Source organism: Kitasatospora sp. NPDC004799 (assembly GCF_040609095.1).
In the GTDB taxonomy this organism is placed as follows: Bacteria; Actinomycetota; Actinomycetes; order Streptomycetales; family Streptomycetaceae; genus Kitasatospora.
Map to the genome: position 1 here is coordinate 16,405 of NZ_JBEXJK010000019.1, position 22,604 is coordinate 39,008.

Annotated in this window: 24 protein-coding genes; 11 read left to right on the plus strand and 13 right to left on the minus strand. The window is 72.8% G+C overall.

The window, feature by feature from the left end; genetic code table 11:
- Positions 1-6: 6 nt before the first annotated feature.
- Complete coding sequence (locus ABZW03_RS04680) at positions 7-735, plus strand: GNAT family N-acetyltransferase (RefSeq protein ID WP_355252169.1); 729 nt, start codon at positions 7-9, stop codon at positions 733-735.
- 54 nt (positions 736-789) lie between these two features.
- On the opposite strand, the gene ABZW03_RS04685 is transcribed toward ABZW03_RS04680, so the two are convergent.
- Together ABZW03_RS04685 and ABZW03_RS04690 are read right to left on the minus strand one after the other, a co-directional pair.
- Complete coding sequence (locus ABZW03_RS04685; RefSeq protein WP_355252172.1) at positions 790-1,314, minus strand: DUF6879 family protein; 525 nt, start codon at positions 1,312-1,314, stop codon at positions 790-792.
- Positions 1,315-1,532: 218 nt separating this feature from the next.
- Complete coding sequence (locus ABZW03_RS04690) at positions 1,533-1,892, minus strand: hypothetical protein (protein WP_355252174.1); 360 nt, start codon at positions 1,890-1,892, stop codon at positions 1,533-1,535.
- Between ABZW03_RS04690 and ABZW03_RS04695 the strand changes: the two genes are divergently transcribed.
- Positions 1,891-2,439, plus strand: a complete 549-nt coding sequence (locus ABZW03_RS04695; protein ID WP_355252177.1) for a hypothetical protein — start codon at positions 1,891-1,893, stop codon at positions 2,437-2,439. The genes ABZW03_RS04690 and ABZW03_RS04695 overlap by 2 nt on opposite strands.
- A gap of 222 nt (positions 2,440-2,661) precedes the next feature.
- Here the strand turns inward: ABZW03_RS04695 and tgmC are convergent, their stop codons facing one another.
- The 5 genes from tgmC to ABZW03_RS04720 all read right to left on the minus strand — a co-directional run bounded on the left by tgmC (position 2,662) and on the right by ABZW03_RS04720 (position 6,286).
- Positions 2,662-3,804 carry an ATP-grasp peptide maturase system methyltransferase gene (gene tgmC / locus ABZW03_RS04700; RefSeq protein ID WP_355252179.1) on the minus strand — a complete coding sequence of 381 codons (1,143 nt, stop codon included), beginning with the start codon at positions 3,802-3,804 and terminating at the stop codon, positions 2,662-2,664.
- On the minus strand, positions 3,801-4,766 hold the full coding sequence (gene tgmB / locus ABZW03_RS04705; RefSeq protein ID WP_355252182.1) for an ATP-grasp ribosomal peptide maturase: 966 nt from the start codon (positions 4,764-4,766) through the stop codon (positions 3,801-3,803). The genes tgmC and tgmB overlap by 4 nt, the downstream gene beginning before the upstream one ends.
- Positions 4,766-5,038, minus strand: coding sequence for a putative ATP-grasp-modified RiPP (gene tgmA, locus ABZW03_RS04710; protein ID WP_355252185.1), 273 nt, complete (start codon positions 5,036-5,038; stop codon positions 4,766-4,768). The genes tgmB and tgmA overlap by 1 nt, the downstream gene beginning before the upstream one ends.
- Before the next feature lie 259 nt (positions 5,039-5,297).
- Complete coding sequence (locus tag ABZW03_RS04715; RefSeq protein WP_355252188.1) at positions 5,298-5,849, minus strand: hypothetical protein; 552 nt, start codon at positions 5,847-5,849, stop codon at positions 5,298-5,300.
- A gap of 14 nt (positions 5,850-5,863) precedes the next feature.
- Positions 5,864-6,286, minus strand: a complete 423-nt coding sequence (locus tag ABZW03_RS04720) for an ATP-binding protein (RefSeq protein ID WP_355252190.1) — start codon at positions 6,284-6,286, stop codon at positions 5,864-5,866.
- Between the two features lie 344 nt (positions 6,287-6,630).
- Here ABZW03_RS04720 and ABZW03_RS04725 point away from each other — a divergent pair, with 344 nt between their 5' ends.
- Positions 6,631-7,362, plus strand: a complete 732-nt coding sequence (locus ABZW03_RS04725) for an XRE family transcriptional regulator (protein ID WP_355252193.1) — start codon at positions 6,631-6,633, stop codon at positions 7,360-7,362.
- The gene (locus ABZW03_RS04730; RefSeq protein WP_355252196.1) at positions 7,349-7,816 is read left to right on the plus strand and encodes an NUDIX domain-containing protein; all 468 of its coding nucleotides are present in this window, start codon (positions 7,349-7,351) and stop codon (positions 7,814-7,816) included. Before ABZW03_RS04725 ends, ABZW03_RS04730 begins: the two co-directional genes overlap by 14 nt.
- Here ABZW03_RS04730 and ABZW03_RS04735 read toward each other — a convergent pair whose 3' ends face one another.
- A complete protein-coding gene (locus tag ABZW03_RS04735) occupies positions 7,817-8,656 on the minus strand; it encodes a LysR family transcriptional regulator (protein ID WP_355252198.1) in 840 nt (279 codons plus the stop codon).
- Positions 8,657-8,761: 105 nt separating this feature from the next.
- Between ABZW03_RS04735 and ABZW03_RS04740 the strand changes: the two genes are divergently transcribed.
- Positions 8,762-9,487 (plus strand): SDR family NAD(P)-dependent oxidoreductase, encoded by a 726-nt coding sequence (locus ABZW03_RS04740; protein WP_355252201.1) that lies wholly within the window; start codon positions 8,762-8,764, stop codon positions 9,485-9,487.
- 79 nt (positions 9,488-9,566) lie between these two features.
- Positions 9,567-10,112, plus strand: coding sequence for an NUDIX hydrolase (locus ABZW03_RS04745; protein ID WP_355252204.1), 546 nt, complete (start codon positions 9,567-9,569; stop codon positions 10,110-10,112).
- Positions 10,113-10,211: 99 nt separating this feature from the next.
- Here the strand turns inward: ABZW03_RS04745 and hrpB are convergent, their stop codons facing one another.
- Together hrpB and ABZW03_RS04755 are read right to left on the minus strand one after the other, a co-directional pair.
- Entirely contained in the window at positions 10,212-12,722 is a 2,511-nt protein-coding gene (hrpB, locus tag ABZW03_RS04750; RefSeq protein WP_355252207.1) for an ATP-dependent helicase HrpB, read from the minus strand.
- Positions 12,723-12,724: 2 nt separating this feature from the next.
- A complete protein-coding gene (locus tag ABZW03_RS04755) occupies positions 12,725-13,603 on the minus strand; it encodes a class I SAM-dependent methyltransferase (RefSeq protein ID WP_355252210.1) in 879 nt (292 codons plus the stop codon).
- A 413-nt stretch (positions 13,604-14,016) separates the two neighbouring features.
- Here ABZW03_RS04755 and rpsA point away from each other — a divergent pair, with 413 nt between their 5' ends.
- Together rpsA and ABZW03_RS04765 are read left to right on the plus strand one after the other, a co-directional pair.
- Positions 14,017-15,507, plus strand: a complete 1,491-nt coding sequence (rpsA, locus tag ABZW03_RS04760; RefSeq protein WP_030061640.1) for a 30S ribosomal protein S1 — start codon at positions 14,017-14,019, stop codon at positions 15,505-15,507.
- A 211-nt stretch (positions 15,508-15,718) separates the two neighbouring features.
- Positions 15,719-17,917, plus strand: coding sequence for an MMPL family transporter (locus ABZW03_RS04765; RefSeq protein ID WP_355252213.1), 2,199 nt, complete (start codon positions 15,719-15,721; stop codon positions 17,915-17,917).
- 40 nt (positions 17,918-17,957) lie between these two features.
- Here the strand turns inward: ABZW03_RS04765 and zapE are convergent, their stop codons facing one another.
- On the minus strand, positions 17,958-19,142 hold the full coding sequence (zapE, locus tag ABZW03_RS04770; RefSeq protein ID WP_355252216.1) for a cell division protein ZapE: 1,185 nt from the start codon (positions 19,140-19,142) through the stop codon (positions 17,958-17,960).
- Between the two features lie 54 nt (positions 19,143-19,196).
- The gene (locus ABZW03_RS04775) at positions 19,197-19,628 is read right to left on the minus strand and encodes a MarR family transcriptional regulator (protein WP_355252219.1); all 432 of its coding nucleotides are present in this window, start codon (positions 19,626-19,628) and stop codon (positions 19,197-19,199) included.
- A 61-nt stretch (positions 19,629-19,689) separates the two neighbouring features.
- Between ABZW03_RS04775 and ABZW03_RS04780 the strand changes: the two genes are divergently transcribed.
- The 3 genes from ABZW03_RS04780 (at position 19,690) to ABZW03_RS04790 (ending at position 21,810) form a co-directional block, all read left to right on the plus strand.
- Positions 19,690-20,331, plus strand: a complete 642-nt coding sequence (locus ABZW03_RS04780; RefSeq protein ID WP_355252222.1) for an MBL fold metallo-hydrolase — start codon at positions 19,690-19,692, stop codon at positions 20,329-20,331.
- A gap of 90 nt (positions 20,332-20,421) precedes the next feature.
- Entirely contained in the window at positions 20,422-21,021 is a 600-nt protein-coding gene (gene coaE / locus ABZW03_RS04785; protein WP_355252225.1) for a dephospho-CoA kinase, read from the plus strand.
- Between the two features lie 177 nt (positions 21,022-21,198).
- A complete protein-coding gene (locus ABZW03_RS04790; protein WP_355252228.1) occupies positions 21,199-21,810 on the plus strand; it encodes a GNAT family N-acetyltransferase in 612 nt (203 codons plus the stop codon).
- Positions 21,811-21,844: 34 nt separating this feature from the next.
- Here the strand turns inward: ABZW03_RS04790 and ABZW03_RS04795 are convergent, their stop codons facing one another.
- The gene (locus tag ABZW03_RS04795) at positions 21,845-22,576 is read right to left on the minus strand and encodes a hypothetical protein (RefSeq protein WP_355252230.1); all 732 of its coding nucleotides are present in this window, start codon (positions 22,574-22,576) and stop codon (positions 21,845-21,847) included.
- Between the last annotated feature and the right edge of the window lie 28 nt (positions 22,577-22,604).

Consider the following 22,604-nt stretch of genomic DNA (forward strand, 5'->3'; position numbering starts at 1 on the left):
CAGCCCGTGTCCCTGGCCACGGCGCCGACGGCCCAGGCCCGCAACTCCGCCGCCTTCTGGACCGCGACCGGCCGGAGCCGGGGGCACGAGGTGATCCGGCGCCGCGGCTTCGTCGCGGTCGACGGCGACGAGCGGGCGGGCCTGCGGGTCCTGATCCAGGAGCCCGACCTCGACCCGGACGAGCTGGCCGGGCTGACCGAGCTGGTCCGCCGGGCAGTGGGGGCGGTGAACGTCGAGGATCCGTTCAGCTCGACCGACCTGAGCCACCTGGGCATGCGCAACTGGCAGATGCCGATCATGCTCCGCCCGCCCGGGCCGGTCGCCGAACCGGCGCTGGACGTGACCCGGGTCCGGCGGGCCGAGGACCTCCGGGCGGCGGAGCGGGTGGTGATCGAGGGGTTCGAGCTGGACGGGTTCCAGCCCTACCACCCTGGGGAGCTCTTCCCTCCGTCGCTGATCGAACAGCCGGGCGTGGACGTGTTCGTCGCCTCGGTCGACGGCGTGGTCGCGGGAGCCTGCGTCAGTGTCCTGGACGACGGCGTCGGCAGCCACTACTGGGTCGCCACCTCGTCGGCGTTCCGGTCGCGCGGCGTGGGCCGGGCCGTCATGCTCGGCGCCCTCGCCGACCTGGCGGACGTGCCGGCCACGCTCACCGCCTCGAAGCTGGGCCGCCCGCTGTACGAGTCGCTGGGCTACGCGGTCGCGGCGCCCTCGACCTGGTGGGCGTCCGCGTAGCACGTCGGCGGAGCTTCCTGTGCAGGAGCCCGACCTGTGTCCGGGGCCTCGCCGTCAGACGGGGTACCGGTCGTGGGGGATGCCGCGCTTCCAGACGGTCTCGAAGGCGTGGGAGACCATCGTCACCACGGCCGGGTCCTCGGTGTACTCGTGGCCGGCCCAGTCGCCGTCGCCGGTGAACCAGTGGAAGAGGACCAGGCGGTCGTCGATCAGCCACAGGTCGTTACCGGGCAGCGGAATGTCCGAGGCGAGCCGGCGGGGGAGCCACCGCACCTTCTCGCCGGCGGCGATGTTGACCGCGGTCAACGCGTGCTCCCAGCGGATGTAGTCCGTCACCGGCTCGGACACGATCCTCGCCCGGCGCATCGCCACCCCACGGCCGACGGTCTCCCGGACGAGCGGCACCCAGCCGGCCCAGCCCTCGGACTCCGGGTCCAGGTCGACCGAGCCGACCCGCTTGAACGCCTCGAAGGCGGCGGCCTCGTCGGCCACGCCGTAGACGTCCCGCATCTCCAGGTGGACGGCCGACCGCCGGGCTCCCTTCAACAGGGCGGAGAAGTCCGGCACGTTCTGCGTCATCGCACGCCTTTCGCAGGACCGGCATCACCCGCACGGGGATGCGGACGAGAATTTCGTGATCAGGGATGCCCCGTCCGGGGCCGGATACCCACCCGTTCCAACCGATGCCGACCGTAAAGAAGCGTGAGGGCGTGCCGCACAGGAAGTCGGCTGGGCCGACTTCCTGTGCGAAGGGGCGGCACCGGGTATCCGGCGGACGGCGTGAGTGGCCTCCTGGCTCACAGTTCCTCGAAGGCGGCCGCGCGTTCGCTGATCTGATGGCAGGCCGGATTCCGGATACCCGGCGCCACCGCGAGTGCTTCTGGTGTACGTTCGAGCCTTCTCCGCGTCCGAAACTCCTTGTGACGCGCCACCATTGATCCGGAAGTGTGTCTGCCTGCCGTGATACAGCCGCCGATATTCCAGTCGCACGGAGTCCGTCCGACGAGCCCCACCCGCCGGATGCGGGCGACCGTCCTCGGCGCGGGTGCGGTTGCCGCCGTGCTCATGATGGCCGGGTGCAAGGCGGAAGCCGGCGGTACGTCGGCGTCGAGCACCACCGGAACGCCGAGCACGTCGGTTCCGAGCGTCGTCGGCATGCCCGGGGACAAGGCCAAGGACGCCTTGCAGCAGCGGGAAGCGCGCGTTGCCAAGAGCGTGGACTTCAAGGACGTCCACCCGGGCGAGTCCCACACCCGGTCGGTTCTCATGCCGAGCCACTGGAAGGTCTGCTCCCAGCAGCCGGCCGCCGGGGAACCCGCGGTGAAGGACATGACGGTGACGCTGTCCGTGGTGAAGAACGAGGAGGACTGCCCGGGGGCCGTGCCGCCCTCCCCGGCCGCGCGTGCGACCGAGCCGGCAAGCGCGGCACCGACCTCGACGGTCGCTCCTGCCGCCCCGGCTGCTCCTGCTGCTCCTCCGGCCCCTGCCGCGCCGGCCACCCATGAACCGGCTCCGGCATCCACCCCGCCGGCGCCGCAGCCCACGCCCACCCAGCACCAGGCAGCCGGGTGCACCACGGATTCCAAGGGCGCCTGCATCGTCCGGGGTAGGTTCTGCCCCAGCAGTGCCCACGGCGACACCGGAACCGATGCCGCGGGGCGGACGCTCACCTGCGAGGACAAGAACGGCTGGCGCTGGGAGTGATCGACGGGCGGGGCCCGGGGCCCGGGCCTCGTCGAGGTGAGCCCGGGTGCGCAGGAAGTCGGCGCGGTCGACTTCCTGCGCGGTACGGGGTTCCAGGCGTGGTCGGCGGCTCGGCTGCGGCAGCCGACCGGATGTCCGGAGGACGGCGCTGACGGTGGCGCAGGTGGTCGCCGGGCGATGCGGATTCCCCGGGAGCCCGTGCGATGGCTCGGGGCGGCTCGGTCAGACCGGCAGGTTCCAGCCCGGGCCGTCTTCGCCGCCGAGCCAGACCCGCTGGCCCGCCGTCGAGACCGTGATGCCGAAGGCGTCCTGGGGCGGTTCGCCCGCGCGTTGCCAGGCCTCGACGGCGGTCTCCACCTGGTCCCAGAGGCGGAGCGGCCCGCGCTCGACCACCGTCCAGCCGCCGTCCGGGTCGGGGATGGTCCGGGCCTGCGATCCGGTGGCCACGTCCGAGAGGATCTGCTGCCCGCCGGCCCCCAGTCGTTCGGCCGAGGGCGCCGCGAGCTGTGCGACCCAACTCCCGGTCCAGGTGTCGAGCTTCGCGGGGTCGATCCGGCTCGCGCGCTCCGCTCCCGGGAGCAGGGCCAGGACGGGGCGCGGCGGCCGGTCGTGGGGCCGGGCGATCATGAAGCTGGTGTACCCGGGCAGGAACCGGCCGGTGGCCTCGCCGGGGCTGGTCACGTCGAGCAGTGCCAGGGCGTTGGCGTAGCTCCACCCGGACAGGGTGGCCAGGATCCGGCCGCCCGGCCTCACCTGGCGGAGCCAGGCCATCGGCAGGTACCGGACCGAGCACGTCGCGATCAGCCGGTCGAAGACGCCGCCGTTCGGATCCCCGCCGAGACCGTCGCCGGTGACGAGCCGCGGGGCGAAGCCGGCGGCCCGGACGGCGGCGGCCGCGCGTTCGGCGACCCGGGGGTCGTACTCGATGCTGGTGAGGTTCCCCGCGCCGAGGCGGTGCGCGCCGAGGGCGGTCGAGTAGCCGGTCCCGGTGCCGACTTCGAGCACCCGGTGACCGACCTCCGCACCGAGCCGCTGCCACATGCCCAGCACGAGCGAGGGCAGGGTGGAGGACGACGTCGGCGTGCCGGTCACCGGCTGCCCTCCGACGTCCTCCGGGCAGGTGCGGCCGTCGAGTTGGGTGATGAGGGTCCGGTCGGCGTAGACCCCCTCCAGCCACCCGGCGTCACCACGGCGCACGGCACGGTAGCCGGTCGGGCTGCTGCCCTCGACCGGTACGAAGTAGCCGCCGACGAACAACTCGCGCGGTACGGCAGCGACAGCCTCGCCCCACGCCGGATCGGTGAGCGTGCCGCTCTCGCGGAGCCGGTCGACCAGGGCGGCGCGCAGCGTGTCGGATGCGGTCATTGGTCGTGGACCCTTTCCAGTTGGTCGGCGATCGCGAGGGCGATCCCGTTGGTGATCCCGGTCGGCTGCCATGCCCATTGCCCGTTGGGGTTGCACTCCAGGAAGTACCACGTGCCCTCGGTGGTGACGGCGAAGTCGAAGGCGCCGAAGGTCAGTTGGAAGGCGGCGAGATAGCGGGCGACGGACTCGGCGACCGGCGTGGGGACGTCGATCGGGCTGCAGCGCATCCGGTCCTGTCGGTGTCGCCAGTCGAGCTCCGGGCTGTCGATGCGGGCGGCGAACAGTCGGCCTCCGACCGCGGTCAGCCGGGTGTCGAAGGCCTTGGGAACCCTGGCCTGGAACATGTGCGGACACGCCGTCACGGCCTCGGTGATCTCGTGGTCGCGGACTTCGCGGACCCAGACGGCCTGGGCGTGCCCGCTGACCGAGTACGGGGTGTTCCACACGGGTTTGTAGACCGCGCCGTCGGCTTGGCGGGCGGTGAACTCCCGTGCTTCGTCAGCGTTGTCGGTGATCAGGGTGTCGGGCACGTGGAATCCGCAGCGCTGTGCGGTGGCGAGCTGAGCGGGCTTGTGCTCCGCTGCCCGGTTGTGCCAGGGGTGGTTCACGTAGTGCGCCCCAGGGAGGGAGGCCAGGACGCCGCCCGTTCCCCAGAACGCCTGCGAGGCGGCGAACCGGCGCTCCTGGCCGTCGAGGTGGGGCGGCCCCTGGTAGGGCGACGGCCTGCGGACCCAGACGGATCGAACGGCCGTGAGGTCGAGTTCGCGGCTCGACGTGCGGAGGGTGCCCCGCTGACTGCCCGTACGGTACGCGGCGGTCAGCGAGGCACCCGCGTGCAGGTCGGTGCCGGGGTCGAGACGGACCACCGGAACGCGGCGCTCGGCGAGCAGCCGCAGCACCGCGTCCGCTGTCACATCGGAGACATTGGTCAGTACCAGCACCGACCTGCCTTGGTGGTTCATCAGCCGGAGCTCTGGTCCTGGTCGTAGGTCTCGGTGACGTCGCTGTCGGTGGCCCCACCCGGCTTGGCGCCGTCGCCGGGGCTGGTGTGGGTGGGCGTGACACCGCTGGTGCTGGTGCCGTGGCTTCCGAGCTCGACCGTCCGGCCGCTCTCGTCCACGATGACGGCGATCTGCGTCTCGGGGTCGATCACGGGCGTGTACGCCGGGAGCGTGGCAGTGGTTGCGTAGGGGCCCATCCTGCTGATGCCCCACGGCACGGGCGTCCGCGTCATACGTCCTCCTCTTGTCGGTGGATTTTCTGATCACTTCAACAACACGGCTGTTGAACCGAGTTGTTACGACCCCGCCCCGATGGGGGCGGGAGCTTTCGGGGCGCTCCGGCTGTGGCACGGAGGGATTCGCGTGGCCGGAGCGGTCGTTGAGGCGGAAGCTTGTTCGGCGGGGTGGGGGCGGTTTGTCGGTTCTCACGCGGTGGCGCGGTGGGGTGGAGTGCACGAGAAGTCGGCGGGGTCGACTTCTGGTGCGCGGGGGTCAGGTCTGGGTGGCTTGGGCGTGGCAGTGGGTGAGGGCGTATTTGATGCGGGTGTCGGGGTTGGGGGTGGTGGTGAGGAGTTCGCCGGCGGTGACGAGGGTGGTCCAGTAGGTGGCGGGGTCGCCGGTGCGGGGGAGGGGGTGGGCTGCGGCGAGGGAGAGGTAGGCGGCGGTGAGGTTGCCGGTGGTGAACCAGCGCTGGAGGCCGTGCTGGTGGCCGGCGCGGATGCCGCCCATGGCGTCGACAGCGGTGAGGAAGAGAGAAACCACGGTGAGTTCGGTGTCGGTGAGGGACTTGGGGATGTCGAAGACGCCGAGGGCTTCGAGGAGTTCGCCGGTGTCGGTCTCGGAGCCCGTGCGGGGGTTGGCGAGGAGGGCGTCGTAGCAGTCGTTGAGGCGGCGGGTGGTTTCGGCGAGGGGGATGTGGAGGGCGAGGCAGACGGCGCGGGCGGAGGGGAGGGGCTTGTGGGTGCGGCGGGCGAGGAGGGCGTAGGTGTCGGCGGGGGTGCGGCCTCGGGAGAGGGCGTGGCCGGCGAGGGTGGTGAGGTGCATGGCGGATGGGGCTCTCAGGCGAGGGTGGTGGAGGGGGCGATGAGGGCCCAGACGAACTTGCCGATGCCGCCGGGGCGGGAGGCACAGCCCCAGCGTTCGGCGAGCTCGTTGACGAGGAAGAGGCCGCGTCCGTGCTCGTCGTCGGGGGTGGCGGTGTGGAGGGCGGGGTGGCCGCTGGCGGCGTCGTGGACTTCGATGCGGAGGCGGGTGTCGGGGAGGGAGAAGCGGATCTCGATGCGGCGGTCGTCGGGGGCGTCGGAGTGCTGGACGGCGTTGGCGAAGAGTTCGCCGAGGAGGAGCTCGGCGGTGTCGCGGTAGCGCTCCCCGTAGGGCAGCCCGGAGAGGTAGGCCCGGAGCAAGTACCGGGCCAGGGGGGTGGATTCGGCGCGGGAGTCGAGGCGCGCGACGAACATGCGGGGGCGGCGGGCAGTGAGCATGGGGGAGACCTCGGCGGGAGCGAAGAGGGGGATTGCGAAGGAGCGCGAAATCACGCTTCGCGTGACTGATATGGCGCCATTTATCGGCTTGGTAATAAAGATTGGATGTTTATCGGAGGAATTGCCGTGCCGAACTGGTATCCGTGAATTCAGGCTCCGGCCGGTTCTCGACCCAGGTGGGTGGCGCGGCATCTGTCACGCTCGAATCGTCGGGCAGTCCGACGGGACGTCATACCGCGTTTGCAGGACATTTAGGACGTCTGGCTGGTAGACCTTGAAACGTCCCTAACGTGGAAGGCCAGCCGGTGAACAGCCCACTCCGTGACGCAATGGCCCGTGCCAACATGACCTCGTCCAAGCTCGCGCGTGTGTGCGGTGTCGACCCCAAAACCGTCGACAGGTGGCTCGCGAACCCGTCGCGTGAGCCCCACGCCCGGCACCGCACAGCGGCCAGTCGGGCTCTCGGTGAGGAGGAAGCCGTGCTCTGGCCATCCGTGCAGCAGCTCGTGAAGTCGGGCCCGGACCGGGAGCTGGTGCAGATGTACCCGTACCGGTCGGCAGCGCCCGCCACGCTGTGGCGTCAGTTGATAAGGGGGGCAACCCGAGAGCTGACGTTCGCCGGGTACACCAATTACTTCCTGTGGCTGGAACATGCGAACTTCGGCAGCCTGCTTCGACAGAAGGCAGCGGCCGGCGTTCGGACCCGCTTCATCCTTGGCGAGCCAGGACACCCGGTCACTCGTCAGCGCGAGCTGGAGGAGGACGTCCCCCTGACCTTGTCGACCCGGATCGAGGTCACCCTGTCCGAACTGGCCAAGCTGCGGGACACGTCGATCGAGGCACGCTATGAGACCGCACACGTTTCGCTCAGCGTCTTCCGCTTCGACGACGACATGATCGTCACGCCACTGCTGCCCGGTAGGATCGGCCACGACGCCCCGATGATGCACTTCAGGCGGTCGCAGGACGACGGCGTGTTCGATCGCTTCGCCTGTCACATCGAGGACTTGTGGGCAAAGGGGCGCGACGTGTGGACCGGACCGGTAACGGAGGTGGTGGATCATGCCCAGGCGTGACTACGAGGACGACCCGGACGCTCCTGCGGCGAACTCGCTGGTCCCGGCCGCGTCCGTCGTCGTGGTCGACGACGCGGGCCGCGTTCTGCTCCAGCGCCGCACGGACAACGGGATGTGGGCCCTGCCCGGCGGGAAAATGGAGATCGGCGAGTCGCTCGCCGGGTGCGGCATCCGCGAGACGCGCGAGGAGACCGGGATCGACGTCGAGATCACCGGGATCGTCGGCACCTACACCGACCCCGGCCACGTCTTCGCCTACGACGACGGCGAGGTCCGCCAGGAGTTCTCCATCTGCCTCCTCGGACGCCCGCTCGGCGGACAACTGCGGGCGTCCGACGAGTCCTACGAGGTCGCGTGGTTCGCCCCGGCCGAGACCGAGGGACTGCCGATGGTGGCGAGCATCCGCAAGCGGCTGGCCGACTGGCGCTCCGGGGCAATCCCCGCGGTGCGCTAGCTAGAGGCGTGTCGCGGTGCGGACGAGGTCGGCGACGGCTTGGGATCTGCTGTGTGGGGGCCAGGCGATGACGGTCGTGACGGCCGGTGCGTCCGGCACTGGCACCCTCGCATGCGCGTCGCGCAGGTTGGCACGGAGGGACTCGGGCACGAGCGCGCAGGCCCGTCCGAGGGCGATCAGTTGGAACAGCTGGGTGTGGTCGCGCACCTGCGGGCCGGAGCCGTCCGGATACCTTCCGTCCCGTCGGGGCCAGCGTGGCAGGGGCAGGTCCGTCAGGGTGGTGACCTCGGCCATCGACAGCTCGGGCCGGTTGGCCAAGGGGTGCCCCGCGGGCAGGACCACGACCTGCTGTTCGGTGTGCAGGTCCTCGGTGTCGAGTCCGGCCGTCGTGTCGAAGGGCCGGTGGAGTAGAGCGACGTCGGCACGCCCGTCGCGCAGCAGCCCTTCCTGCTCGCCGGGCCCGCACAGCATCACCTCGACGGCGACCGCGCCGGGCTCGGCGGCGTAGGCGTCCAGCAGCTTCGACAACAGTTCGCTGGATGCTCCGGCTTTCGTGGCCAGCACCACACCGGGTCGTTCGGCAGCCGCGCGGCGGGTGCGGCGCTCGGCGGCCTCGACCGCGTCGAGTGCGGCCCGGGCCTCCCGCAGAAGCACCGATCCGGCCTCGGTCAGGGCGACCGCGCGAGCGGTGCGGTGCAGCAGCACCACTCCGAGCCGCCGCTCGAGCTGCTGGATCGCCCGCGACAGCGGTGGTTGCGCCATGGCGAGCCGCTGCGCCGCCCGCCCGAAGTGCAACTCCTCGGCGACGGCGACGAAGTACCGCAGCTCCCGCGTCTCCACCGCGGCATCGTATCCGGCGCCCACCTCGACCGATATCCGTGCGGTATCACCGGCCACCCAGTCGGTCTTGGACGTCCCACCCGAGTCCGCACCACGCTTGACGACATGAGTGAACAGACGATCGCGCTGGTGACCGGCGCGAACAAGGGAATCGGATACGAGATCGCGGCGGGCCTGGGCGCCCTCGGCTGGCGAATCGGCGTGGGCGCGCGGGATCAACAGCGCCGCGACAGCGCGGTGGAGAAGCTGCGCGCCGCCGGGACCGACGCGTTCGGCGTTCCGCTCGATGTGGCGGACGACGCGAGTGTGGCCGCCGCGGCCGAGTTGATCGCCGACCGGGCCGGAGGGCTCGACGTCCTGGTCAACAACGCCGCGATCACCGGTGGCATGCCGCAGACGCCCACCACGGTCGATCCGGAGACCGTACGAGTCGTCGTGGAAACCAACGTGATCGGGGTCATCCGCGTCACCAACGCGATGCTGCCCATGCTGCGCGGCTCGGCAGCGCCGCGGATCGTGAACATGTCCAGCAGCGTCGGCTCGCTCACCCTGCAGACCACGCCCGGCATCGACATGGGCCTGGTGCCCGCCGCGTACTTGGCGTCCAAGACCTTCCTCAACGCCGTCACCGTCCAGTACGCCAAGGAACTGAGCGACACCGACATCCTGATCAACTCCGGCTGCCCCGGCTACACCGCCACCGACCTCAACGGCTTCCAGGGCGTCCGCACTCCCCAGCAGGGCGCGGCGATCGCGATTCGCCTCGCGACCCTGCCCGACGACGGGCCGACCGGCGGATTCTTCGACGACGGTGGAACCGTGCCCTGGTGACAGGCTCCCGTAGCGGCCGGACTCCGTCACGCGTGGGAGAGTCGGGGCGCAACTGATGCGCGTCTGAAGGAGGCTCCTCGTGGAATGGCAGGTGTTCGGGCGGCGGCAGGTGTACGGGAGCCCATGGGTCGAACTCTGGCTCGACGACGTCGACATCCCCGGTGTCGGCCGGATCGACCACCACGTTCTCCGCTACCCCCGCTCCTCGACCACCGCCGTCGTCACCAACGGGGCCGGCGAATTCCTCCTCCTCTACCGGCACCGGTTCATCACCGGCCACTGGGGCTGGGAGGTGCCGGCCGGATGGGTCGAGCCCGGCGAGGAACCGGCGGCGGCCGTCGCCCGGGAGGTCGAGGAGGAGACCGGGTGGCGCCCCGGCCGGGTGGAGCTGCTGACCGAGTACGACGCCATGGCCGGCATCGGCGACGCGCACTTCCACGCCTACCACGTCACCGGCTGCACCCGGATCGGCGAACCCGAGGACGTGTCCGAGGCGAGCCGTGTGGAGTGGGTACCGGAAAGCGAGGTGGTGAAGCTGCTGACGAGCGGCGGGGTCCCGGACGGGCCGTCGCACGCCGCCCTGTCCTACTTCCTCGGCCCGCATCGACTCGTTCAGCGTTCCTGACCGGCTCGGCCCGGCGGCCCGGCTGCCCTGCTTCCGACGAGGTGGACGGTTCGGCCTTCGTCGCTCTGCCTGTCGTCACGACCGGCTGGGACCGACGCCCTACTTCCGGGCGTTGGTGCGTCTCGTCGGCTCTGCCGTGGTCGGGTCTTCGGGCCAGGGGTGGCGGGGGTAGCGGCCCCTCAAATCCGCTCGGACGGCTCGGTAGCCCTCGCGCCAGAAGCTCTCCAGGTCACCGGTGACGGCGGCGGTGCGGCCGGCGGGGGAGAGGAGGTGGATGGTCAACGGTATGCGGCCTCCGGCCAGGGCGGGGGCAGCCTTCCAGCCGAAGAGTTCCTGCAACTTGACCGCCAGCACCGGGTGTTCGGTGCTGTAGTCGACTCGTATCTTCGAACCTGACGGCACGGTGATGCGTTCGGGGGCCAACTCGTCCAGGCGAGCGGCGTCGCCGGTGGACCACGGCAGTAGGCGCTGGAGGGCGGACGTCGTGTCAATGCGGGCCAGGTCGGTGCGGCGGCGGGCGCGGGAGAGTTCGGGCTCCAGCCACTCCTCGGCGCGCTCCAGCAGAGCCTCGTCGCTGACGTCGGGCCAGGGGGCGCCGATGGCGGCGTGCAGGAAGGCCAGACGCTCGCGCAGGTTGGACGGGAAGCTCAGCAGCGTGCTGACGCCCTCGCGCGCGAGGCCTTCGAGGAGGGCGGTGCGGACCAAGGCGGGATCAGGGCGGGTCAGCGGCTTCTCGGCGAGCTCGATCGCGCCCAGCGACTCCACCCGGCGCGAGACGACCTCGCCCCGCCGGGTGTCCCAGTGGACCTCCTCGCGACCGTCGAGCAGCGCCGCACCGGCGAGCAGCGCGGTGGCCTCGTCCAGCGCCGCCGCGTGCAGCACCCGCGCCGAGTGCGAGCCCGCCGGGCGGTCGGCGACCGCGACGGCGAGCCAGGGCACGGCGCCGAGCCGGGTGTCCGGAGCGAGCTCAGCGGCCGTGCCGGAGGCCATCAGGTACGGGCTGCGCTCGCCCGGGGCGGGCCGTTCGACGCGGGCGCGGGCGATCCGCTCGGGGAAGGCGAGCGCCACGACGAGCCCGGCGGCGGTCGCGTCGGAGAGCTGGGTGACCGGCTCGTCGGAGGCGGCGCGGAGCAGGCGGCGGACTTCGTCGCGCCAGCGGCCCGCGTAGGGGTCCTTGGAGGAACGAACCGTCCGCCACACCACCCCGAGGTCGTCCCCCAGCGCCCGCGGCGGCTCCTCCGAGAGCAGCGCGACCACCTCGGCCGCCCGCCGCGCGCCGACCGCCGGAGCACCGTCGACCAGGGCGCGCCCCAGCCGGGGGTGCAGCCCCGTGCGGGCGAGCCGGACGCCCCGCGCCGTGGCCCGCCCGTCCGAGGAGACCGCCCCGAGGGCGAGCAGCGTCTGCCGGGCGGCGGCCATCGCGCCCGCCGGGGGCGCGTCGGGCAGGGCGAGGCCGGTGGCGTCCGGGTCGCCCCAGCAGGCGGCCTGGAGAGCGAACGACGTGAGGTCGGCGAGCGCGATCTCCGGGGTGGGGAACCGCGCGGCGCGGGCGTCCTCCGCCTCGTGCCAGCAGCGGTAGACGGTGCCGGGGGCCTCGCGCCCCGCGCGGCCGGCCCGCTGGCGGGCGGCGGCGAGCGAGGCCCGGACGGTGACCAGCCCGGCCAGCCCCCGGGCGTGGTCGGTGCGCGGTTCGCGGGCCAGCCCGGCGTCCACCACGACCCGGACGCCCGGCACGGTGAGCGAGGACTCGGCGACGGCGGTGGCCAGCACCACCCGCCGCTGCTCCCCGGGAGAGAGCGCCGCGTCCTGGACGGACTGCGGGGCGCGCCCGTGCAGCTGCAGGACGTCCACCGACAGGCCGCCCAGCTGCCCGGCGACCCGGGCGATCTCGCCGACGCCCGGCAGGAAGCAGAGCACGTCGCCCTCGCGCTCGTTCAGCGCCCGCCGGACGGTCGAAGCCACGTGGTCGAGCAGCGCCGGGTCCACCCGGGTGCCGTGCGCGGGCCGGACGGCGCGCGGCGGCGGCGCCCAGACCACGTCCACCGGGTGCGAGGTCCCGTGCGCCTCCACCACCGGGGCGCCGCCGAGCAGTTCGGCCCAGGCCTCGGTGTCGGAGGTCGCCGAGGCGCAGACCACCCCCAGCTCCGGCCGCAGCGCCGCCCGGACGTCCAGCAGGAAGGCGAGCGCCGTGTCGGCGTCCAGGTGCCGTTCGTGGCACTCGTCCAGCACCACCACGTCCACCCCGGGCAGCTCCTGGTCGCGCTGGAGCCGCTGCAGCAGCACGCCGGTGGTGACCACCTCGACCACCGTCTCCGGCCCGACGCGCCGCTCGCCGCGCACGGTGTACCCGACCTCGCGGCCCACGGAGGAGCCGAGCAGCCAGGCCATCCGCCGGGCGGCGGCCCGGACGGCGAGCCGGCGCGGTTCGGCGACCAGCACCCGGCGCACGGGCCGGCCGTCGGCGAGCAGCCCGGCCAGCGCCAGCGGCACCAGCGTGGTCTTGCCGGTGCCGGGCGGCGCGGCGAGGACGGCGGTGCCGTGCTCGTCCAGCGCGCGGTGCAGGGCGGGCAGGGCGGTGCGGACGGGCAGGTCGCCCCGGACCGGAGGCAAGGTCAGCCCCGCTCGGTGACGAAGATCGCCGTGCCGGGGATCAGCCGTCCGCGCAGCGGGGACCAGCCGCCCCACTCCTGCTCCAGGCCGGCCGGCCACTCGGGCTCGACCAGGTCCACCAGCCGGAAGCCGGCGGCGACGAGCTCGCGGACCCGGTCGCCGAGGGTGCGGTGGTGCTCGACGTAGGTGGCGCGCCCCTGCTCGTCCTGCTCGACGTACGGGGTGCGGTCGAAGTAGGAGGACACCGCGGTGAGGCCCTCGACGCCGGGTTCGTCGGGGAAGGCCCAGCGGATCGGGTGGGTCACCGAGAACACCCAGCGCCCGCCGGGCCGCAGCACCCGGTGCACCTCGCGCATCAGCGCGGCGGTGTCGGCGCTGAACGGGACGGCGCCGTAGGCGGAGCAGGCGAGGTCGAAGGAGGCGTCGGCGAAGGGCAGCACGGCGGCGTCGGCCTGGACGACGGCGACGGGCTCGGTGCCGCGGCCGAGGTCGATCCGGCGGGAGTGCTGGAGCTGGCGGTAGGAGATGTCCAGGGCGACGGGGCGGGCGCCGCGCCCGGCCAGCCAGCGGGAGCACTGGGCGGCGCCGGCGCCGATCTCCAGCACGTCCCGGCCGGCCACCTCGCCGAGCAGCCGGGCGTCGGCCTCGTCCAGGCCCTCGGGGCACCAGGTGAAGCGGTCGTCGCCGAGGAACTCGCCGTGCTCGTCCTGGTACTCGTCGGCGTTGCGGTCCCACCAGTGCCGGCTGGCCCGGCTGCTCTCACCGGTGCCGGCCTCCCGGCGGATCGCGTCGTCGCCGTCCTCCTCCTCGACACGCCCGGCGGAGGTGTCAAGATCGTGCAGGTCCGGCTGGGGGGTGGTGGCCACGGTGACAATGCCCATCGCGTAGGGTATGGAGTGCGGAAGCGCCGCTGCCGCGAACCGGCCCGTGAGGGTCCGGCTCCTGGCGGTGGCATCCGGGGACAAGGCCCCTTCGGGCGCCGCCGAGAGGCGCGCATTCGGAGGATATGGCCTGATCCGTACCGGGCTCCACCGTCTTGCCGTCCTTCGGCATTGACCGTGCCTGGCCGTCCCCGTATGCTACAAGTTGCGCTGCGGGCCTGCGCGCCTCGGACGGAGCAGGTCGCGCTCGCATCTGTCGAAGACCCCACGGTCGCAAGACGGACGCCGGTTCTCGTTGTACGGGAATTTCGGTGCGCCGTGTTCTTGGCTGTCCGGCTTTCGGTGGGAGCGATACGGGCCCTCCGCGTGGCATTACCTACGACTTTCATGTCCGTACCGGAGCCCTTTTCCTAATGACGAGCCCCACCGACTCCTCCCTCAGCACCACCCCGCAGGTCGCGGTCAACGACATCGGCGACGCGGAGGCCTTCCTCGCCGCCATCGACGAGACCATCAAGTACTTCAACGATGGCGACATCGTCGAGGGCGTCATCGTGAAGGTCGACCGTGACGAGGTCCTCCTCGACATCGGTTACAAGACCGAGGGCGTCATCCCGTCCCGCGAGCTCTCGATCAAGCACGACGTTGACCCGCACGAGGTCGTCGCCGTCGGTGACAACATCGAGGCCCTGGTTCTCCAGAAGGAGGACAAGGAGGGTCGTCTCATCCTGTCCAAGAAGCGCGCTCAGTACGAGCGTGCCTGGGGCACGATCGAGAAGATCAAGGAAGAGGACGGCATCGTCACCGGTACCGTCATCGAGGTCGTCAAGGGTGGTCTCATCCTCGACATCGGCCTCCGCGGCTTCCTCCCCGCCTCGCTCGTCGAGATGCGTCGCGTCCGCGACCTCCAGCCCTACGTGGGCAAGGAGCTCGAGGCCAAGATCATCGAGCTGGACAAGAACCGCAACAACGTGGTCCTGTCCCGCCGTGCCTGGCTGGAGCAGACCCAGAGCGAGGTCCGCCAGACCTTCCTCACCACCCTGCAGAAGGGCCAGGTGCGCTCCGGCGTCGTCTCCTCGATCGTCAACTTCGGTGCCTTCGTGGACCTGGGTGGCGTCGACGGCCTCGTGCACGTCTCCGAGCTGTCCTGGAAGCACATCGACCACCCGTCCGAGGTTGTCGAGGTCGGCCAGGAGGTCACCGTCGAGGTCCTCGACGTCGACATGGACCGCGAGCGCGTCTCCCTGTCGCTGAAGGCGACCCAGGAGGACCCGTGGCAGCAGTTCGCCCGTACCCACCAGATCGGCCAGGTCGTTCCGGGTAAGGTCACCAAGCTGGTTCCGTTCGGTGCGTTCGTCCGCGTGGACGAGGGCATCGAGGGTCTGGTCCACATCTCCGAGCTGGCCGAGCGCCACGTCGAGATCCCGGAGCAGGTCGTCCAGGTCGGCGACGAGATCTTCGTCAAGGTCATCGACATCGACCTCGAGCGTCGCCGCATCAGCCTGTCGCTCAAGCAGGCCAACGAGGCCCTGGGTGCCAACCCGGCCGAGGTCGAGTTCGACCCGACCCTGTACGGCATGGCCGCCTCGTACGACGACCAGGGCAACTACATCTACCCGGAGGGCTTCGACCCCGAGGCGAACGACTGGCTGCCCGGCTTCGAGAAGCAGCGCGAGGAGTGGGAGCGGCAGTACGCCGAGGCCCAGGCCCGCTTCGAGCAGCACCAGGCCCAGGTCATCAAGAGCCGCGAGGCCGACGCCCAGGCCGCCGAGGAGGGTGGCGACGCCGTCGCCGCTGCCGCCGGTGGTTCCTACTCGTCCAGCAGCGACGAGGGCTCGGGCGCCCTGGCCTCCGACGAGGCCCTGGCCGCCCTGCGCGAGAAGCTGGCCGGCGGCCAGAGCTGAGGCTCTCGCTTCCCGCTAGCCGATAGCTAGACGGTGGGCCCCACCCGGAATTTCCGGGTGGGGCCCATTTCGTTTTCCGCAATGACTTTTGCCTTTTGCAACTGATGTGTTCTTTATGTGAAGGTAAATGTGAGATGAGGCTCATTGCCCGTCTATAGGACGAACTTCTGGTTGCACCTACATTGAGGGGAGCTGCCCGAAAGGCTCCTTCATGCGCAACCCCTCTTCCGCCCCCCCCACCGTCGTGGGCGGCCGGCTCGCGGCCGTCGGCCGGTTCTGCTTCCGCCACCGCCGCTGGGTGCTCGGCCTGTGGGCCGTCGTCCTGGTGGCCGGCGTCCTGATCGGGGGCCGGGTCTTCGAGGGCTCGGTGGCCGGGGCCTCCTCCGCCACCGCCGAGGCCGACCGGGGCAGCGCGGTGGTCACCGCGGCCGACCCGGCCAAGGGCACCGTCACCGCCGTGGTGGACGGCAGGCCGGTGGACGATCCGGCGGTCAGGGCCGCCGTCGAGAAGGCCACCGCCGAGATCGCCGCACTGCCCGGGGTCTCCTCCGCGCTCGACGCGTACGGCACCGGCCCGGCACCGGCCGCGCTGCGCTCCGCCGACGGGACGGCGAGCCTGGTCACCGTCCGGATGGCCGACACCGCGACCACCGTCCAGACCGACGCCGTCACCCAGCGGCTCGGCGCGTTGGACGGGACGGGCGGCGCGCACGTCACGGTCGGCGGGGACCTGGTGCTCCAGCAGGAGGTCAAGAAGCAGACCGAGCGGGACACCCGGTTCGGCGAGCTGGTGACGCTGCCGCTGACGCTGATCGTCATGGTGCTGGTCTTCGGCGGGCTGGCGGCGGCCTCGCTGCCGGCGATCGGGGCGGTCGCCTCGGTGGGCGGCGCGCTGCTGGCCATGTTCGGGTTCAGCAAGATCATGGACATCGACACGAGCGTGCTGCCGATCGCCACGGTGCTGGGGCTCGGGCTCTCGATCGACTACGCGCTGCTCATGGTGAATCGTTTCCGCGAGGAGCGCGGCCACGGCGCGGGCATCGCCGCCGCCGTCGAACGGACCGCGGCGACCGCCGGGCGCACCGTGGCCTTCTCCGGGCTGACCGTCGCCGTCGCGCTCTCGGGCCTGTTCGTCTTCACCAGCCCGGTGCTCGGCGCGGTGGCCGCGGCCGGGGTGAGCGTGGTGGTGATCGCCGTCGCCGCCGCGCTGACCCTGGTCCCCGCCCTGCTCGGCTTCGCCGGGGCGCGGATCAAGGCGCCGGCCGCGCCCGTGGCGGACGAGGGGTTCTTCAGCCGGACCGTGCGCCGGGTGCGCAAGCGGGCGGTCGTGGTCGCGCTCGCCTCGGTGGCGCTGCTGATGGCGGCCGGGGCGCCGTTCCTGCACGCCGACATGCGCAGCTCCGGAGCCGCGGTGCTGCCCGCCTCCTCGGCCGGGCGGCAGGTCGCCGAGACGATCGACCAGCGCTTCCCGCAGGCCTCCGCCGCGCCGGTCACGGTGGTGGTCGAGGGCGGGGCGCCGGTGGCGCAGGCGTACGCGGACGAGGTGGTCGCGAAGCTGCCCGGGGTGAGCGGGGTGCGGGCCGTGTCGCCGGTGAGCGACGCCGTCTCCACGGTCGACGTGCTGGTGCACGGGGACCCGCAGGGCGCGCAGGCCGAGCAGGTGGTGAAGGAGCTGCGGGCCGACCGCGGCGGGCTGACCACCTACGTCACCGGCGGCGCGGCCTCGGTGGTGGACTTCCAGGACGAACTGCTCTCGCGCGGACCGTGGGCGCTCGGCCTGGTCGCGGTCGGCACGCTGGTGCTGCTCTTCCTGATGACCGGCTCGGTGGTGATGCCGGTCAAGGCGCTGCTGATGAACCTGCTCTCGCTGGGTGCCTCGCTCGGCGCGCTCACCCTGGTGTTCCAGGACGGCTGGTTCAGCGGGCTGCTCGGGTTCAGCCCGACCGGCGGGCTGGAGACCTTCATCCCGGTGCTGGTCTTCGCCTTCGCCTTCGGGCTGTCGATGGACTACGAGGTGTTCCTGCTCGCCCGGATCAAGGAGCTGCGGGACAAGGGCCACAGCTGTACCCGGGCGGTGGAGCTGGGCCTGCAGCGCAGCGGTCGGATCATCACCTCGGCGGCGCTGCTGATGGTGATCGTCTTCGCCGGCTTCGCGCTCGGGGACATGCTGATGGTCAAGCAGATGGGCATCGCGCTGGCCGTCGCCGTGGCGGTGGACGCCACCCTGGTGCGGTGCCTGCTGGTGCCCGCCGCGATGAGCCTGTTCGGCGAGTTCAACTGGTGGGCGCCCGCCCCGCTGCGGCGGCTGCACCGGCGGTTCGGGCTGAGCGAGCACGTCGAGCTGCCGGAGATCGAGCCGGCGGCGATCCCGGCCCCGCGGGCGGTCAAGCCGCTGGTCGGGGCGGCGTAGCGGCTTCCCCGGGGCGGCCGCCGCCGCGCGCGGACGGGCGCTACGGCGTGGCCGACGGGTGTGACGGCGTGGTCGAGGGCTGCCGGAGCAGGGCGAGGCGGCTGGCGGTGCGGTCCAGGTCGCGCTGGAGCGGGGAGCCGGGGTCCAGGCCGGTCATCGGGTCGGCGCCGATCAGGACCAGCCGGACGTCGCGGTCGCAGCAGACGTCCACCAGGTTGGCGAAGCGCTGGCGGCCGTCCGCGCTGGCTTCGGTGAGCGGCGGCACGCCGTCCAGGACGAGGGTGGGGAAGCGTTCGGCGAGCGCCAGGTAGTCGGGGACGGCGGTGCGGCCCTCGCAGAGCGCGTCGAAGCCGAACCAGACCAGGCCCTCGGCCTCGCCCGCTCCTTCGCGTACGGCGCGGGCGGGCAGTTCGCGGTGGTGGGCGGTCACCGGGGCGGCCTCCCCGGGGCCGGGCGGGGTAAGGCCGGCGGCCGCCTCCTGGCCGGGGCGCAGGACGGCGCCGGTGGCGAAGCGCAGGTCGCGCGGGGGCTGGTCGCGCGGGGGCTGGTCCTGGACCGGTCGGTCCTGGGTCGGTCGGTCCTGGGTCGGTCGGTCCTGGGCCGGTCGGCGGAAGTCGACCGGGCCGGCGACGTCGAGGACGTCCATCCGTTCCTCGATGAGCCGGATCGTCGGCTCGAAGAGGTGGTGGTAGAGCGGGTCGGGCATGAGGCCGGCGGGCGGGTAGTTGGACGTGGTGACCAGGGTGATCCGGCGGTCCAGCAGGGTGCGGAAGAGGCGGGCGACGAGCATCGCGTCGCCGGCGTCGTGGGCGTGGAACTCGTCGAAGACCAGGATCCGGCAGTCGCCGAGCAGGTCGTCCACGGCGCGGTCGACGGCGGCGCCGTCGCGCGCGGACCGCCGAGGGGCGGTGTCGTGCTGGGCGACCCCCTCGTGCAGGCGGCGGAAGAAGTCGTGGAAGTGCAGCCGCCGTTTGTGCGGGGTGGGCAGGCCGTCCAGGAAGGTGTCCACGAGCCAGCTCTTGCCGCGGCCGACCGGGCCCCACAGGTAGAGGTGGCGCGGTGGGCGGCGCAACCGCCAGGCGGGGCGGGCCAGTTCGCCGGCGAGCCGGCCGAGGCGCTCGGCCGCCGCCTCCTGGGCCGGGGAGAGGGTGAACCCCCGCCGGTGGGCGGCGCGGTGGAAGTGCTCGCGCATGGCCTGGTGCTGCTGCTCTGCCCGGTCCGTCACGGCCCCGGACCCTAGCAGGGGGCCGGAGACCCGTCGGCGCGGGGGCGGGTGAGGTCAGGGCAGGCGGCGCAGCAGGGGGACGGCGGCGTGCAGGAGGCGCTGTTCCTCGGGGCTGAGGCGGGACTCGATGGCGGTGGCGATCAGGTGTTCGCGGCGGGTGCGCTGGTCGAACAGCGCGGTGCGGCCGGCCTCGGTGGCGGTGACCAGCAGCTTGCGGCCGTCGGTGGGGTGGGGCTGCTGGGTGACCAGTCCGGCCTCGGTCATCAGGGCGACGGTGCGGGCCATCGACTGGTGGCGGACCCGCTGGAGTGCGGCGAGTTCGGCGACCGTGCAGGTGCGCCCGTCGCGGACCAGCAGGCCGAGGACGGCGGCCTGGTTCTGCGGGAGTTCGTCGCCGCCGCGCAGGGAGCGGACCAGGCTGCCGAGGGCGGCGCGCAGGTCGGCGGCGAGTTCCAGGGTGTCCGGGCGGGGGGCTTGGCTGGTCATGGGAGGAGTCTATCGGGAATTCGTACAGCACTGCTGTACAGCCTTGCTGTATGGTTTCGGCATGCGAATCACCAAGTTCGGACACGCCTGCGTACGCGTCGAGCACGGGGACACCACCGTCGTCGTCGACCCGGGGGCGTTCACCGACCCCGCCGCACTGGCCGGGGCGGACGCCGTCCTGATCACCCACGAGCACATGGACCACTTCGAGGAGTCCCGGCTGCGCGCCGCGCTGGCGGCCGACCCGGCGCTGCGGGTGTGGACCAACACGGCCGTCGCCGCCCAGCTGGAGGGCGTGGCGCAGCGGATCGGCGTGGTCGGCGAGGGCGACGCCTTCGAGATCGGCGGGCTCGGCGTCTCGGTGCACGGCGAGTGGCACGCGGAGATCCACCGGGACATCCCGCGGGTGCGGAACATCGGCTTCCTCTTCGACGGCCGGCTGTTCCACCCCGGCGACGCGTTCACCGTGCCGCCGCACGCGGTGGACACCCTGCTGCTGCCGCTCGCGGCGCCCTGGAGCAAGGCCTCCGAGGTGGTCGACTACGTCCGGGAGGCCGGGCCGCGCCGGGCGGTGCCGGTGCACGAGGCGGTGCTCAGCCCGGTCGGGATCGCCGTGCAGACCCGGCTGGTCGGGCCGGAGGGGCCGGGGACGGGGGCGGAGCTGGCGGTGCTGGGGGAGGGCGAGAGCCTGGAACTGGGCTGAGGGGCGGGTTCGCGTGGGCGGGACCGCGTCGACGGATCGCGTCGAGAACCCGCGCTGACGCCGCCGGTACCGCGCCGGTAGCCTGACGCCATGCTGAAGATCGGACTGACGGGTGGCATCGGCGCGGGCAAGAGCGAGGTGTCCCGGCTGTTCGCCGCGCGCGGCGCGGTGATCGTGGACTCCGACGTGATCGCCCGTGAGGTGGTCGCCCCTGGGACGGACGGTCTGGCGGCCGTGGTCGCCGAGTTCGGACCGGGGGTGCTGCGGGCGGACGGCGCGCTGGACCGTCCGGCGCTCGGGGCGGTCGTGTTCGCCGACCCGGAGCGGCTGAAGGCGCTGAACGCGATCGTCCACCCGCTGGTGCGGGCCCGCTCCGCCGAGTTGGAGGCGGCGGCCGCGCCGGACGCGGTCGTGGTGCACGACGTGCCGCTGCTGGCCGAGAACGGCCTGGCGCCGCTGTTCGACCTGGTCGTGGTGGTGGACGCGGCCGACGAGGTGCGGCTGGACCGGCTGGTGCGGCTGCGCGGGATGGCCGAGGAGGAGGCCCGGGCCCGGATGGCCGCGCAGGCCACCCGGGAGGACCGGCTGGCGATCGCGGACCTGGTGATCGACAACGGCGGCGGGCTGGCGGAGCTGGAGACGCGGGTGGACGCGGTCTGGGCGGAGCTGGCGCGGCGCGCGGCGGCCTGACGCCGGTTCGGGGGCGCCGGTCCGGGCGTGCCGGTCCGGGCGTGCCGACGGCCGTCGGACCGGGAGTGCCGACGGACGTCGGACCTGGTTCGTTGACCCGGTCATGTCGACGGCCGCCGGACCGAGTGGCCGGGAAAGGGCTGGTGAACGGCCCTGCCGGGAGGGGAGCATGGCGGGATGAATGATCGTTTCTCGCCCGAGCTCGAACCCGAACGCGAACCCGAGCCCGACGGATCCGGGACCGAGCCCGAACCCCTGCCGCAGCTCGCCGGGGCGCCGGTGGTCGAACGGCTCGCGCGGTACGGCCGCGCCGAGCAGGAGGAGATCCTCGGCCCCGGCGACGACCCGTACGGCGTCGCGTACACCGGGCTGGCCTTCCTGCCCAAGGAGATCCACTTCGGCGTCCGGGCCGCCGACGGCCGGCTCGTCGCCCACACCGGGCTGCTGCCGCTGCCGCTCACCGCGGGCGGCACCGACCTGGCCGTGATGGGTGTCGGCGGGGTCTGCGTCGCGCCCGACCGGCGGCACGGCGGCCTCGCGCGGACCGTGGTCGGGGCCGCCCTCGACCACGCCCGCACGCTCGGCCACCGGTACGCCCTGCTGTTCTGCCGCCCGCCGCTGGCCGCGTACTACCGGGGGCTCGGCTTCCGGGAGGTGGCGCAGGAGGTGACGGTGGAACAGCCGGAGGGACGGCTGGCGGAGATGCCGCTGCGCACCATGTGGGCGCCGCTGGTGGCGGGAGCCGGATGGCCGGAGGGGCCGGTGCGGCTGCGGTCCCTGCCGATGTGAGGCCGGGTCGGGCGCCCCGCGGGCCCGTCCGGGGTCAGGCGCTCGCCACCGGGGCCACGGCGTCCGCGTGGGCCACGGCGGCCCCGGCCAGGGCGCGGATCATCGGGTGCGCCCGGGTGCCGTCGCCGGCCAGTTCCGGCTGGAACAGCGAGGCCAGGAAGAACGGGTGGCCGGGCAGCTCCAGGACGCGCACCTCGCCGGTCTCGTCCGCGCCGCTGAACCGCAGGCCGTGCGCGGACAGCCGGTCCAGGTAGGCGCTGTTGAGCCCGTACGCGCAGTGGTAGCGCTCCAGGGTGCGGGTGGCGCCGAGGACCCGTTCGGCGAGGCTGCCGGGGGTGACCGTGACGGCCCCCTCGTGGCCGACCAGCGAGCAGGCCAGCGGGGCGATCACCCGGTGCTCCCCGTCCGGCCGCTGCTCGCCGTGGACGGCGCCGGCCAGGCCGCAGACGTTGCGGGCGTACTCCAGCACCGCGTGCTGGAACCCGGCGCAGGTGCCGAGGAAGGGGATGCCGCGCTCGCGGGCGGTCCGGACGGCGGCCAGCGCGCCCGCCTCGCTGCGGTAGGGGCTGCCGGGCAGCAGCCAGACCGCGTCGAAGCCGTCCAGGGCGCCGGGCGCGGCGGCGTCCCCGGTGGGGATCCAGTAGGCGTCCAGGACGAGGTGCTCGTGCTCGGCGAGGGCGTCCAGCAGCCCCGGGATCCGGGCGTGCGAGCGGACGGCGGGGGAGCGGTCGCCGATCAGGGCGACCCGCGGGGTCAGGTAGGTCATGCGGCTATCCTGACCCCGCACCCGAGAT